Genomic DNA, 14,421 nt, shown 5'->3' on the forward strand with positions numbered 1-14,421 from the left:
GGAAAATCCTCAGCTAAAATAGAAAATAAGTATGATTTTATATCTAAAAATGTTTTATATGATAAAAAAAATAAAGAAATATCATCAAAAAATAAATCTACAATTATCGATGACAATGAGAATAAATATATAGCCAATAACTTTCTATATCATTTAGACAATAAACTTTTAAAAGCAATTAATATTAATTTAATCACAAAAGTTGATAATAATAAAAAAGATAATTATTTTTTTGCAGAGGGTTTTTTTGATTTTGAAGATAATAGTTTTAAATCAAAAGATACTAAAATCAAAATACATAAAAGTATTTTCAATAATGAAAATCAAGATCCTAGACTTTACGGATCATCATCAATTGGAAATGATGAAGTTACAATAGTTAATAAAGGCATTTTCACAAGCTGTAAATTAAACGATAATTGTCCCCCTTGGAGTATAAAATCAGAAAAAATAACACACGATAAAATTAAAAGAGATTTAATTTATAAAAATGCTGTACTTAAGATTTATGATATTCCTGTTATGTATTTTCCAAAATTTTTTCATCCTGATCCTACAGTAGATAGAAGAACTGGATTTTTACAACCACAATTTAATAGATCAAAAACTTTGGGTTCATCAGTTTATATTCCTTACTTTAAAACCATAGGAACTGACCAAGACTACACATTCAAACCAACAATTTTTGACGATAAAGTTATTTTTCAAAATGAATTTAGAAAAAAAACAAAATATTCATCTCTAATAACTGATTTTAGTCTAACTAAAGGTTACAAGTCCTCTGCTGACAATAAGAAGAAAAATATTAATCATTTATTTGTCGATTTTAAGAAAGATTTAAATTTTCCAGATTTCATAAATAGTGAACTAGACTTACAGATTGAAAGAGTGAATAATGATACATACCTCAAAGTATTTCAAAATAATTTATTCCCTAGTCCGGTGATGCCTAATGACAAAAATATTATGCAAACAAGAGTGGATTACAACTTTGACCATAAGGATTATAATTTAACAACCGGTTTTAAAATCTATGAAAATTTAGGACAAAAGCATAGTGACAGATATCAATATGTTCTGCCTTCTTATAATTTCAATAGAAGTTTTGATTTAAATAGTTTTAATGGATCAATTAATTTTTCTTCATCTGGTGACAATCGTTTAAAAAATACTAATAATTTAAGGACTTCTGTAACAAATGATGTGCGATATAGTTCAATTAATTTTATTTCAAATAATGGGATTAAAAATAATTTTAATTTATATTTTAAAAATCTAAATTCAGTTGGAAAAAATGATCCAAATTACAAATCTTCACCAAGAATTGAGGCAATGAATATTTTTGAAATAGCCTCAAGCTTGCCACTAATTAAAAAAAAGGAAAATTCAAAAGAAATATTAACTCCGAAGTTATCTCTTAGATTAAATCCCAATAAAAATATGAAGAATTATAGCACTTCAAAAAAATCAATCACAACAAGTAATATATTTGAACTTAATAGATTGGGTTTAAGTGATACGCTGGAAACAGGAAAATCTCTTACACTAGGTGTGGATTATAAACTAGAAAGTATAAATGAAAATGACACAGAAAATAAATTTGTAGAACTTAAGTTAGCCACAGTAATAAGAGATAAATTTGAAAAAAACATTCCCTCAAGCAGTACGCTTAATCACAAGAATTCAAATTTATTTGGATCAATCAACACTAATTTGAACAAAAACATTAATTTTGGATATGACTTTTCAATAGACAACAATTTTAAAACATTTGAATCACATTCAATCAATACTGAAATAAAAGTTAATAATTTTGTTACAGAATTTAATTTTCTAGAAGAAAGAAACTTGATCGGGTCAAATCATCTAATAAATAATAAAACTTCTTACATGTTAGATGAAAATAATTCATTTTCGTTTTCAACAAGAAGAAATAAAAAATTATCGCTAACAGAATATTATGATTTAAGTTATGAATATAAAAATGATTGCTTAACTGCTGGTATCAAATATAACAAAACTTTCTATCAAGATAATGATTTAAAACCATCTGAAAATTTATTTTTAACTGTAACACTAATTCCTCTTACTACTTATGAGAGAAGGTTGTATGAAAATTAAAAGAATAAAATTTTTAATTTTATTAATTGCACTTATTTGCAATTACTCTTTAGCTTTTACTTTCGAGAACAAAATAATTTTAAAAGTAGATAATAAAATTATCACAAGTTATGATTTAGAAAATGAGCTAAATTACCTTAAAGCTTTAAACCCAGGCATAGAAAATTTAAATAATAATGAATTGTATGAAATATCAAAAAAATCAGTGATACAAGAAAAAATAAAAAAAATTGAAATTTCAAAAAACTTTCAAAAAGCTGAATTACCATTAGAATACTTAAAAAAACTTACAAAAAATATATATTCTAAATTAGGTATTTTAGACGAAGTAGAATTTAAAAACTACTTAAAGAGTAAAGAGATTAAGCACTCTGATGTTTTAAAAAAAATAGAAATTGAAGCTCTTTGGAATGAATTAATTTATATAAAATTTTCAGATAAAGTTAAAATTGATGAAATAAAATTAAGAGAAAAAATAAGAAAAAATATAAATGAAACAAATAAATCATATTTGTTATCAGAGATATTTTATGAAGTTAAACAAACTAAGGACATAAATCAAAAGTATAAAGAAATTGAAAAAATAATATTAGAAAAAGGTTTTGAAAGTGCAGCATTAAAATACAGTTCATCCAGCACATCAAGTATGGGTGGGAAGCTTGATTGGATTGATTCAAATTCATTAAACCAAAAAATCAAAGATGTAGTTAAAAAAATGGAAATTAATGAGTATTCTGAGCCTATAATGGTTTCAGGTGGTTTTGTGGTTCTTCAGCTAAATGATGTAAAAAAAATTGAAGGTATTATCAAAAATGAGGAAAAAGAATTAGAAAATTTAATTAATATAACAAAAAATAATCAACTAAATCAATTTTCGATCATTTATTTTAATAAAATAAAATCAGACATTGAAATTAATGAAATTTAAACCAATAGTTATTGTTGCTGGTGAGCCTAATAGTATTTTTTCAGAAATTTTTATAAGAACGTTGAACAAACATAATTTTAAAAGTTCAATTATATTAATATGTTCAAAAAAAATATTGTTAAAACAAGCTTTAGCATTAAGGCTTAAAATTGAATTTAACGAAATAAAAATAGAGAATATCCTAAATAATAAATATAAGTATAAAAAATTAAATTTAATAGATGTAGAATTTAACCAACCAAAAGCCTTTGATAAAATCTCAGATAAATCAAATAAATATATAGAAAATTGCTTCAAAATTGGTTTAAATTTAATGAGAACCAATGTGACTAATAAATTTATCAATGGTCCTATTTCGAAAGAAAATTTTTTAAAAAATAAATTTATTGGAATAACAGAGTACTTGGCCCACAAAACAAATACCAAAAATTTTGCTATGGTAATTTTCAATAAAAAATTATCCGTAAGCCCTATAATTACTCATGAACCGTTAAAGTTTGTCTCGAAAAAAATAAATAAGTCAACAATATTATCAAAAATAAAAATTATTGATAAGTTTTGGAAAAATTACTTTAATAAAAAAGCTAAAATTGCCATTACAGGACTAAATCCACATTGTGAAAGTAGTGATAAATTTAATGAAGATAAAAAAATTGTTTTGCCAACAGTTAAAATTTTAAAAAAATTAAAAATTGATATTAACGGACCTTTATCGGCAGACACTATTTTCATAAAATCAAATAGAGAAAAATATGACTTAATTATTGGCATGTATCATGATCAAGTTTTAGCCCCAATTAAAACTTTATATGAATATGATGCAATTAATTTAACGGTAGGTTTGCCTTTTATAAGAGTTTCACCTGATCATGGTCCAAATGAAAAGATGTTAGGCAAAAAAAAATCAGATTATACTAGCTTGCTAAACTCAATTCAGTTTCTAGATTTTTAGTGATTAAAGCAAAAAAAAGCTTAGGTCAAAATTTTTTAATTGATAAAAATATTATTGAAAAAATTGCAAATATAATAGACATCCAAGATAGAATAATTTTAGAAGTAGGTCCGGGAACAGGAAACTTAACCTCATCTATTTTAAAAAAAAATCCAAAAAAAATTTTTGTTGTAGAAAAAGATAATGAATTAGCACTACAGCTAAATAATAATTTTAAAGAAAATATAACTATATTTAATAAGGATATTTTAAAATTTGATGAAAAATCTTTATCAGAAGAAAAAATAATTGTATTTGGGAATCTTCCCTACAATATTTCTACAGAAATTCTAATTAAGTGGATTGTTGGATTTGATAGTTATAATTGCTGGTTTGATTATCTAATACTCATGTTTCAAAAAGAAGTAGCGGATAGAATTATAGCTAAATATAATTCATCGAATTATGGAAGATTATCTATTATGAGCAACTGGAAACTTAAAATAGAAAAAATATGTGATATTAAACCAGGTTCATTTTTTCCTAAACCAAAGGTTGATAGTTCTTTATTATTTTTCACACCCAAAAGTAAATTTCACAAGTTAAATTCAAATAATCTAGAATTAATTACAAGAACATTTTTTAATCATAGAAGAAAAATGCTTAAAAAACCTTACAACCAAATTTTTAATGGAAATCAAAATATATTAAAAAAATTAAAAATTAATCTAAACTTAAGGCCACAAAATTTAGATTATGAAACTTATTATCAACTAACAAAAGAATATGAAAATTTAATGTGTTAATTTCTCAACATGATTTCTAATAAAATTAGCATCATAATCTTTTGATCCATTATTTATTTCAGCCTCAATTAAATTTTTAATTTTTGAAAAACAACTGTCTAAATCATCATTGATAACTACATAATCATAATTTATCCAATGCAGTACATCTCGTTCAAATTGCTTAATTCTCTCTTCAGCAATTAATTTATCTTTCATATGTCTGTTTGACAATCTTTCAAATAAAATTTCTTTACTAGGGGGTAATATAAAAAAAGTAATTAATTTATAATCTAATTTTTTATTTTTAATTTGATCTGCTCCTTGCCAATCAATATCAAATAAAACATTTTTACTTTTATTTAACTTATCAATAACTGGTGTTCTTGTAGTGCCATAATAATTTTTAAAAACTTTTGCGTACTCAAGAAATTCTTCATTTTTAATCAGTCTCTTAAATTCTTCCTCATTAACAAAAAAATAATCCTCATCTTGAGTTTCATTTGCTCTTGGTTGTCTTGTGGTATGAGATATAGAGATTTCGTAATTATCTAATTTTGATAATTTTTTTACTAACGTGGTTTTACCAGCTCCCGAAGGAGATGATAAAATTATCATTACCCCATCGTTTTGCGAGGGCATTAGTAAATTAGTTTGCTTTTCCTTCGATGAATTTAACCGCGTCTCCTACAGTTAAAATTTTCTCTGCTTCACTATCTGAAATTTCAGATCCAAATTCTTCTTCGAAAGCCATCACTAATTCAACAGTATCTAAACTATCAGCGCCTAAATCATCAATAAAACTTGATTCTTCGGTTACTTTAGCTTCATCAATACCTAGGTGATCTGCTACAATTTTTTTTACTTTGCTTGAAACGTCTTCTGACATATTGATCCTTTTTGTTATAAATTCTTAATAGTTCAAAAAGCTATTTTGTCAAGCCATATACATTCCACCATTGATATGTAATGTCTCTCCATTGATATAACTTGCTTTGTTTGAGCACAAAAATACAACAGCATTAGCTATATCTGCTGGCTCTCCTAAACGTGCTGATGGAATTTTAGATATAATTGCTTCTTTGAATTTATCATCCAGTTTATCTGTCATCGCTGTTTGAATAAAACCTGGGGAAATGCAGTTAATATTTATATTTTTTTTTGCGTATTCAATCGCTAAGCTTTTGGACATTGCAACAATCCCAGCTTTAGATGCTGTATAGTTTGCTTGACCAAGATTGCCTGTATGTCCTACTACAGAGGTAATATTTACAATTTTTCCTGATTTATTTTTTAACATTTTTTTTATTGCTGCTTTGCTAAGTAAAAAAGTAGAGGTCAAATTTATATCAATAACCTTTTTCCATTCATCAAGACTCATTCTTATGGCTAAATTATCTTGAGTGACCCCAGCATTGTTAATTAAGCAGTCTAAACTTCCACCTAATTCGGTAATTGAATTATCTATAAATTCTTCAATTTTATCACTTTGTGAAATATCAAATTTTAATATTTTAATTTGGCTATATTTACTTTTTAATTCCTCTAATTTTTCAATTCTAGTACCTGTAGCTAGTATATTCGCGCCGGTTTCAATAAATTTTTCAATAATTGAATTTCCAATACCACCAGATGCTCCAGTAACAATAATATTTTTATCTTTTAAATCATTCATATTTTTAGACTTTCAATATCTTCTGTATTATTAATTGTGTCAATTTTTACTTCTCGATTAATTCGCTTTACAAGACCTGACAATACTTTTCCAGGCCCAATTTCTATAAAATGATTTACTTTATTATTAATCATATTAATTACACTTTCTCTCCATCTTACTCTATTTTCTATTTGTTTTATTAATAATTCTTTTAAATCTTCAGAATTTTTAATTTCTTCAGCAGTTACATTTGAAATCAATTTGTTTTCTGAATTTCCAAAATTTAATTTATTTAATTCCTCAGTCATTATCTTTGTAGCGTTATTCATCAAACTACAATGAAATGGTGCGCTTACTGGTAGTTTAATATTTTTAACATTATTATCTTTTAGCACCTTCATTAACTTTTCTAAATCATCTGTTTTACCACTTAAAACAATTTGACCTTCAGAATTATCATTTGCAATTTGAGCTTTAAAATTATTTTCATTTTCTAGAAGAATTTTTTCTATTGTTTCAACAGTAGAGCCTAGCACAGCGACCATTCCTCCCTGTCCTTTAGGAACTGCATTTTGCATTGCATCCCCTCTAACTCTTAATATTTTTAAAGTATCTGAAAATTTTAAATACCCAGCACAAGATAAAGCTGAATATTCTCCTAATGAATGACCAGCAAAATATTTTGCTTTATTTAAATCAATATTAAATTCAGTTTTAATAACATTGAAAATTGAATAACTTATTAAAAAAATAGCTGGCTGAGTGTTGATAGTTAGATCTAAATCTTCTTTTGGGCCTTCAAAAATAAGCTTGGATATTGAAAAATTAAGCGTTTCATCAGCCTCTTTAAATAGTTTTTTAACAAGATCAAACTTGTCATGAAATTCTTTTCCCATCCCTACTATTTGAGATCCTTGACCTGGAAAAATTACAGAAAACATATAAAAAAAACTAATTATTTTGCCTTTTTAACTATTGTAATTGAACTTTTATAATAGTATATCCTCACTTTTTATTAAAGAACTTAAATGAATTTATACGAACATACTATTATAGCTAGACAAGATACTTCACCAAGTGAATTAAAGCAATTAACTGAAAAGTATTCAAAAATTGTGGAAAAAAATGATGGCGAAGTTGTTAAAACAGAGAACTGGGGACTTCTTAACTTATCTTATTTGATTAAAAAAAACAAAAAAGGTAGCTACATTCATTTTAAAATTAAAGGTAAAGGGAATGTAATTGATGAATTGGAAAAAAACGAATCTATCGATAAAAAATTATTAAGATATCTAACAGTTAGAGTAAAAAAATTTGATTTAGAAACAAACTATTTTGGAAAAAAAGAAGATAGTGAAAAAAAAGTGAGCGCTAAAAACTAATGCCAAAGAGACAAAGTGGAAATAAAAAAGGTAAACAAAGTAACTTTGCAAAATTAAGTATTTTTCAACCGAACAAATATAAATTTAAAAAAACTTGTCCTTTATCAGTGAAAGGTGCGCCTGTTGTAGATTACAAAAATATTAAATTATTAAAAAAATATGTATCTGAGAATGGTAAAATTTTACCTTCAAGAATTACAAATGTTTCACAAAAAAAACAAAGAGAGTTATCTCTTTCAATTAAAAGAGCTAGAAACCTAGCATTATTATAAAATGAAAGTTATCTTATTAGAAAACGTAAAAAGAATTGGATCTATTGGTGAAGTTATAGATGTAAAAAGAGGTTTTGCTAGAAATTTTTTAATAGCAAATAAAAAAGCCCTATATGCATCAAAAGAAAACATAAAAGAAGTTGAGAAAATAAAATCAGAATTATCTAAAAAAGATGATGAAAAGAAAAAAGAGGCTATTCAAATTTCTGAACAAATTAATAATAAAGAGTACTCTGTAAAAAAACTAAGTACTGAAAATAATGAATTATACGGATCAGTTAAGCCAACTGAAATATCAAAACTTATTCAGAATGAAAATAAAATTGAAATTAAACCTTCAATGATACAACCAGTTGAAGAAATAAAAGCATTAGGGAAATTTAAAGTAAAAATTTCTTTACACTCTGAAGTTGATGCAGAAATAGTTATTAATGTTTCTTCTGCAGACTCAATTCAATAATTATACACTCTTTTCCCCAACAATAATTTCCATTGTTAATTTAAAAATTTTTTTTGTAAATTTTATTTATGGAAAATAACTTAAGCATTGTTAAAGATCAGTTTAAAGAACTGCCTAATAATATAGAGGCTGAGCAAGCTGTAATTGGCTCTATTCTTGTGAACAATGATATTTTTGATGAAGTAAATACAATTATTTCAAGTATTAATTTTTATGACCCAATGCATCAAAAAATTTTTGAAGCAATTGAAAGTCTTATTTATAAGGGAATGCTTGCAAATCCTATTACTCTTAAAAATTATTTTGAAGATGAAAAAGATGAAATAAATGTACCTGAATATTTAGTTAAGATTACAAAATTTTCCACATCAGTTAGGCAAGCCTTAGAGTACTCAAAAATTATTTACGATATGTTTGTGAGAAGAGAATTAATTAAAATTTCTGAACAAACTATTGATAGTGCAAAATTAAATGATTTAGATAGCAATGGACAAACAATTATTGAAAATTCAGAAAGATTACTTTTTGATTTAGCAGAAAAAGGTTCATTTAATTCCTCATTAGTAAAATTTGATGAGGCCATGAAGCAAACAATTGAAATGGCCTCAGCAGCTTATAAAAATGAAGAAGGAATAGTAGGTGTACCAACTGGATTACGAGATTTAGATGATAAACTTGGTGGCTTACATCAATCAGATTTAATTATTATTGCAGGAAGACCTTCAATGGGTAAAACTTCTTTAGCAACTAACATTGCTTTCAATGCTGCACAAAAATTACAAGATAGTGGAAAAAAATCCTCTATAGCTTTCTTCTCTTTAGAAATGTCATCTGAACAATTATCTACAAGAATTATTTCTGAACAAGCTAGAATAAGTTCAAATGATATTAGAAGAGGGAGAATTTCTGACGATCAATTTGATAAATTTTTAGAAACATCAAAAAATATATCAGAACTTCCTCTTTATATTGACGAAACACCTGCAATAAGTATAGCCGCGTTAAGCAATAGAGCTCGACGTATAAAAAGACTATTTGGTCTTGATATGATTGTTGTTGATTATATTCAATTAATGAGAGGTACAACTTTTAATAAAGATGGAAGAGTTCAAGAAATATCTCAAATAACACAAGGACTTAAAGCAATTGCAAAAGAACTTTCTGTACCAGTTGTTGCTTTATCTCAATTATCCAGACAAGTTGAACAAAGAGATGATCACAAACCTCAACTTGCAGATTTGAGAGAATCTGGATCTATCGAGCAAGATGCTGATGTAGTTATGTTTGTTTACAGAGAAGGGTATTATTTACAAAGAAAAGAACCAAGAGAAGCTACAGTCGAACACGCTGAATGGCAGGCAAAAATGAATGAAGTTGCTCATTTAGCACAAATTATAATTGGAAAACAAAGACATGGTCCAATTGGTAATGTAACTCTTGAATTTGAGGAAAGATTTACAAAATTTAAGGATACTCAATTAAGTTAATTTCCAATATAAAGAGCTTGAAAGATGGCTCAACTGTATCAAAACTTAATTTTAAAAAATCCTAAGGCAATATTTATTATACTGTTATTTGCTATTTTAAGTTTTGGTAATTATACAAAAGATTTTAGGCTAGATGCCTCATCAGAGACCCTGCTAATAGATGGTGATCCAGATCTTGCATATTTACAAGAGGTTTCAAAAAGATATGGTTCGAAAGAGTTTTTAATCCTTACTTATACACCTAAAGAGGGAATGATAACCGACTCCTCCATCAACAACCTATTAAGTTTAAAATATAAAATTCAGAGTTTAGATTGGGTTCATAGCGTTATCACTCTGTTAGATATTCCTTTATTAGATAATTCAGACGCTCCTCTTCAAGAAAGATTGGAAAGTTTTAAAACTTTAAAAGATGAAGATGTTGATAGAAAAAGAGGTTTTGAAGAAATCTTAAACAGTCCTGTATTTAGAAACTTTGTTGTAAGCGAAAATGGTAAAACGAGTGGTATTATAGTTAATATTAAGGAAAATAATAAATTAGAGGATATTGATAACAAATCAAAAAATGAAATTGAAAATTATAAAGATCAAATCAAAAAACAAAATCATCAAAATATTTTAGAGATAAGACAAGTAATTCAAAGTTATGTAGACGTTGGAAAAATTTACTTAGGTGGAATTCCAATGATTGCAGACGATATGATGACTTTTATAAAAAGTGATATCATTGTATTTGGTATTGGAGTTTTACTATTTATTATTGCAACTCTTTGGTTTGTATTTAGAAATCTAATTTGGATTATTGTTCCTATTAGTAGTTGTTTTTTCTCCGTTATTATCATGATGGGTCTACTAGGATTACTTGGATGGAAAGTAACTGTTATATCATCAAACTTTATTGCTTTAATGCTTATTCTTACAATGGCGATGAATATTCATATGAGCACAAGATTTCTTCAGCTTAAAAAAAATTTTCCATCAAAAAATAACTTTGAAATCATTTCTCTAACAACAAGCAAAATGTTTTGGCCTATATTGTATACAGTTTTAACAACAATTTTGGCTTTCTTATCTTTAATCTTTAGTGAAATTAAACCTATTATAGATTTTGGATGGATGATGACTTTTGGTTTGATTACATCTTTTATAATTACTTTTACTTTACTCCCTACTCTTTTAAATTTTACTTCAAATAGAAATGTGGCCTTAAAAAAAGAACAAGATTCTAAAATTACATCAATACTAGGTTCGATTTCTTTAAATAATAAATTTACAATTTTTTCTGCAACTGGGATTGTTATTGTCTTGAGTGTAATTGGTATAAGTAAGTTAGAAGTTGAAAACAGTTTTATAAATTATTTTGATAAAAATACTGAAATCTATAAAGGGATGAAACTAATTGATGAGCAGCTAGGTGGAACTACTCCTTTAGAAGTTATTTTAAAGTTTCCTAAAAAAGAAGAAAACAAATTAGAAGATGATGATGAGTTTGAAGATTGGGGAGATGAAGAAGATGCTAATGATGAAAAGTATTGGTTTACTAAAGATAAAATAGATAGAATTACATCTGTTCACAATTATTTAGATAGTCTTCCACAAGTTGGTAAAGTTTTATCTTTTTCATCAATCATAGATGTTGCAACCCAACTGAATAACAATAATCCACTTGGTACTTTAGAGATGGGAGTATTATATTCAAAAATACCTGAAAGTATTAAAACAGAAATAATTGATCCATATCTATCAATAGAAAATAATGAAGCTCGAGTTAGTCTTAGAATTATAGACTCGCAAGAAAATTTAAGAAGAAATGACTTAATTAATAAAATTAATTTTGATCTAGAAAATGAATTAGGTTTAGAAAAAGATGATTACAAATTAACAGGAGTATTAATATTGTTTAATAATTTGTTACAAAGTTTATTTAAGTCACAAATTTTAACACTTGGTTTAGTTATGATTGGTATTTTTTCAATGTTCATTATTTTATTTAGAAATATAAAACTTTCATTAATTGGAGTTGTACCAAATTTTATAGCTGCATTCTTTATTTTAGGAATTATTGGTTTGTTAGGAATTCCATTGGATATGATGACTATCACAATCGCTGCAATTACAATCGGTATAGCTGTAGATAACAGCATTCACTATATTTACAGGTTCAAGGAAGAATTTAGCAAACTAAAAGATTACAACAAAACTTTAAAAACATGTCACTCAACAGTTGGGGTTGCAATTTTAAATACCTCAATCACCATTGTTTTTGGTTTTTCAATTTTGGTATTATCTAAATTTATACCAACAATTTATTTTGGAATGTTTACAGGTCTTGCAATGTTACTTGCAATGATATCAGTATTAACTTTGCTGCCAGCATTGATATTGGTAGCTAAACCCTTTGGTAAAAATGCCTAATGGTAGATGCTCTTAAAGATTTTTATCAAGCATCCTCTATTATTGATTTAATCTATATCGTAATAACCGTATGGTCTTTAACAAGTTGTTACAGAAAAGGGTTTGTCTTAAGCATCCTTTCAATGGCAAAATGGCTCCTAGCCTATGTTATTACTCTAATTTTATTTCCACGTATAAAACCTTATTTTGAAGATATAATCGACAATGAATATGTTCTCGATATAGGTCTTGGAATTACAATATTTATAATTGTTATCTTTTTAGTCTTATTAGTTAACAAAGGTATCAGTAAAGCTGTAAAATATACTGGTATAGGAGGCTTAGACACTACCTTTGGATTCTTTTTTGGGTTTGTAAAAGCATATATTATTTCTGTTTGTATATTTTCAGGTGTACATATTGTTTATAACTACGATAAATGGCCAATAAATTTAGATAAATCATACACCTTTCCATATTTAGAAAAAGGTAGTAATTATCTGATAAAAGAATTCCCTAATGAAAAAACATATCAAGAATCTAAAGAAAAAATTGAAGATATTTGATCCAAAATTAAAAGAAGAATGTGGAGTATTTGGTATAAGCAATGCAAAAGACGCTTCTGCATTAACAGCTTTAGGTTTGCACGCACTACAACATAGAGGCCAGGAAGGTTGTGGAATTGTTACTTTTGATGGTGAAAAATATTATTCAGAAAAAAGATTTGGTTTAGTTGGAGATAATTTTAATAAAGAAAAAGTTTTAAAAAATCTAAAGGGTAATTATGCTATTGGACATAACCGATACAGTACTACTGGCAATAATATTTTAAGAAATATCCAGCCTTTTTTTGCAGATACTAATGCAGGTGGAATTGGGGTATCACATAACGGAAACTTAACAAATTCAATCTCTTTAAGAAATAAACTCGTAGAAGAAGGAGCAATTTTTTATACTACCTCTGATACAGAAACCATAGTTCAGTTAATTGCTAAATCTAAGAGATCAAAAACTATTGATAAAGTTATTGATGCCATATTCCAAATCCAAGGAGGATATGCATTAGTAATGATGACCCAAAAATCTTTAATAGGTGTAAGAGATCCATATGGAATTAGACCATTGATGATTGGAAAATTAGGAAGTAGCTATGTGTTAGCTTCTGAAACTTGTGCATTAGATATCATTGGAGCTAAATTTATTAGAGAAGTAGAAAATGGTGAAATAGTGCTAATAGAAAATGATGAACTAACTAGCATCAAACCCTTCCCTCCTAAAAAAGTAAGACCATGTGTGTTTGAGTATATTTATTTTTCAAGACCAGACAGTTTACTTGATAACAAAACAGCTTATGAACATAGAAAAAATCTAGGAAAAGAACTTGCAAAAGAAAATGATGTTGATGCAGATATAGTGGTGCCTGTACCAGACTCTGGTAACGCTGCAGCACTTGGTTTTGCGCAACACTTAAAAATGAATTTTGAACATGGTCTAATTAGAAATCACTATGTTGGAAGAACTTTTATTGAACCAAGTCAGCAAATTAGAAGTTTAGGTGTAAAATTAAAATTAAATGCAAACCAAAGCACAATTAAAGATAAAAAAATTATCCTAATTGATGACTCGTTAGTTAGAGGAACTACCTCTTATAAGATTGTTAAAATGTTATATGATGCCGGTGCAAAAGAAGTTCATGTTAGAATTGCTTGTCCTGAAATCAGATATCCAGATTTTTATGGTGTAGATACTCCAACTAAAAAAGAGTTATTAGCAGCAAATAAAACTAATGAGGAAATTTGTGAATATATTGGAGCAAAATCACTTAAATTTTTATCTATTAATGGATTGTATAGAGCAATTGGTTTTGACAAAAGAAATGAGGCTTATCCTCAATTAACTGACCATTATTTTACTGGTGATTACCCAGTTAAACCTGTTGATGAATTGGGAGATAATAAAATAACTCAACTTTCATTATTAAGTACAGCATCTAATAATTAAAAT

The 14,421-nt window shown here is 26.6% G+C and carries 15 protein-coding genes; 11 read left to right on the top strand and 4 right to left on the bottom strand.

Annotated elements, in window-relative coordinates; genetic code table 11:
• From ACTTBN_RS07150 to rsmA, 4 genes are all read left to right on the top strand, one after another.
• On the top strand, positions 1 to 2,121 hold a 2,121-nt coding region (locus ACTTBN_RS07150; protein WP_440681728.1), incomplete at its 5' end, for an LPS-assembly protein LptD.
• Complete coding sequence (locus tag ACTTBN_RS07155; protein ID WP_440681729.1) at positions 2,111 to 3,049, top strand: peptidylprolyl isomerase; 939 nt, start codon at positions 2,111 to 2,113, stop codon at positions 3,047 to 3,049. The genes ACTTBN_RS07150 and ACTTBN_RS07155, both read left to right, overlap by 11 nt.
• Positions 3,039 to 4,001 carry a 4-hydroxythreonine-4-phosphate dehydrogenase PdxA gene (locus tag ACTTBN_RS07160; RefSeq protein ID WP_440681731.1) on the top strand — a complete coding sequence of 321 codons (963 nt, stop codon included), beginning with the start codon at positions 3,039 to 3,041 and terminating at the stop codon, positions 3,999 to 4,001. Before ACTTBN_RS07155 ends, ACTTBN_RS07160 begins: the two co-directional genes overlap by 11 nt.
• A complete protein-coding gene (gene rsmA, locus ACTTBN_RS07165) occupies positions 4,001 to 4,786 on the top strand; it encodes a 16S rRNA (adenine(1518)-N(6)/adenine(1519)-N(6))-dimethyltransferase RsmA (protein ID WP_440681733.1) in 786 nt (261 codons plus the stop codon). The genes ACTTBN_RS07160 and rsmA overlap by 1 nt, the downstream gene beginning before the upstream one ends.
• On the opposite strand, the gene gmk is transcribed toward rsmA, so the two are convergent.
• From gmk to fabD, 4 genes are read right to left on the bottom strand one after another with little or no spacing between them, the layout of a single operon-like run.
• On the bottom strand, positions 4,775 to 5,407 hold the full coding sequence (gmk, locus tag ACTTBN_RS07170) for a guanylate kinase (RefSeq protein ID WP_440681735.1): 633 nt from the start codon (positions 5,405 to 5,407) through the stop codon (positions 4,775 to 4,777). The genes rsmA and gmk overlap by 12 nt on opposite strands.
• A 7-nt stretch (positions 5,408 to 5,414) precedes the next feature.
• A complete protein-coding gene (locus ACTTBN_RS07175) occupies positions 5,415 to 5,654 on the bottom strand; it encodes an acyl carrier protein (RefSeq protein ID WP_008544320.1) in 240 nt (79 codons plus the stop codon).
• Between the two features lie 48 nt (positions 5,655 to 5,702).
• Positions 5,703 to 6,440 (bottom strand): 3-oxoacyl-ACP reductase FabG, encoded by a 738-nt coding sequence (gene fabG, locus ACTTBN_RS07180; protein WP_440681737.1) that lies wholly within the window; start codon positions 6,438 to 6,440, stop codon positions 5,703 to 5,705.
• Complete coding sequence (gene fabD / locus ACTTBN_RS07185) at positions 6,437 to 7,363, bottom strand: ACP S-malonyltransferase (RefSeq protein WP_440681738.1); 927 nt, start codon at positions 7,361 to 7,363, stop codon at positions 6,437 to 6,439. Before fabD ends, fabG begins: the two co-directional genes overlap by 4 nt.
• An 87-nt stretch (positions 7,364 to 7,450) precedes the next feature.
• On the opposite strand from fabD, the gene rpsF reads away from it, so the two are divergent.
• The 7 genes from rpsF to purF all read left to right on the top strand — a co-directional run bounded on the left by rpsF (position 7,451) and on the right by purF (position 14,418).
• Entirely contained in the window at positions 7,451 to 7,804 is a 354-nt protein-coding gene (rpsF, locus tag ACTTBN_RS07190; RefSeq protein ID WP_440681739.1) for a 30S ribosomal protein S6, read from the top strand.
• Positions 7,804 to 8,076 carry a 30S ribosomal protein S18 gene (gene rpsR, locus ACTTBN_RS07195; RefSeq protein ID WP_440681741.1) on the top strand — a complete coding sequence of 91 codons (273 nt, stop codon included), beginning with the start codon at positions 7,804 to 7,806 and terminating at the stop codon, positions 8,074 to 8,076. The genes rpsF and rpsR overlap by 1 nt, the downstream gene beginning before the upstream one ends.
• Position 8,077: 1 nt before the next feature.
• Entirely contained in the window at positions 8,078 to 8,536 is a 459-nt protein-coding gene (gene rplI, locus ACTTBN_RS07200; protein ID WP_440681743.1) for a 50S ribosomal protein L9, read from the top strand.
• 68 nt (positions 8,537 to 8,604) lie between these two features.
• A complete protein-coding gene (locus tag ACTTBN_RS07205; protein ID WP_440681745.1) occupies positions 8,605 to 10,023 on the top strand; it encodes a replicative DNA helicase in 1,419 nt (472 codons plus the stop codon).
• Between the two features lie 24 nt (positions 10,024 to 10,047).
• Entirely contained in the window at positions 10,048 to 12,438 is a 2,391-nt protein-coding gene (locus tag ACTTBN_RS07210; RefSeq protein WP_440681747.1) for an efflux RND transporter permease subunit, read from the top strand.
• Positions 12,438 to 12,983, top strand: a complete 546-nt coding sequence (locus tag ACTTBN_RS07215) for a CvpA family protein (RefSeq protein ID WP_440681749.1) — start codon at positions 12,438 to 12,440, stop codon at positions 12,981 to 12,983. The genes ACTTBN_RS07210 and ACTTBN_RS07215 overlap by 1 nt, the downstream gene beginning before the upstream one ends.
• Positions 12,937 to 14,418, top strand: a complete 1,482-nt coding sequence (gene purF / locus ACTTBN_RS07220) for an amidophosphoribosyltransferase (protein ID WP_440681751.1) — start codon at positions 12,937 to 12,939, stop codon at positions 14,416 to 14,418. The genes ACTTBN_RS07215 and purF overlap by 47 nt, the downstream gene beginning before the upstream one ends.
• Positions 14,419 to 14,421: the final 3 nt, after the last annotated feature.

It is taken from the genome of Candidatus Pelagibacter sp. HIMB1623 (genome assembly GCF_052047695.1).
GTDB lineage: Bacteria > Pseudomonadota > Alphaproteobacteria > Pelagibacterales > Pelagibacteraceae > Pelagibacter.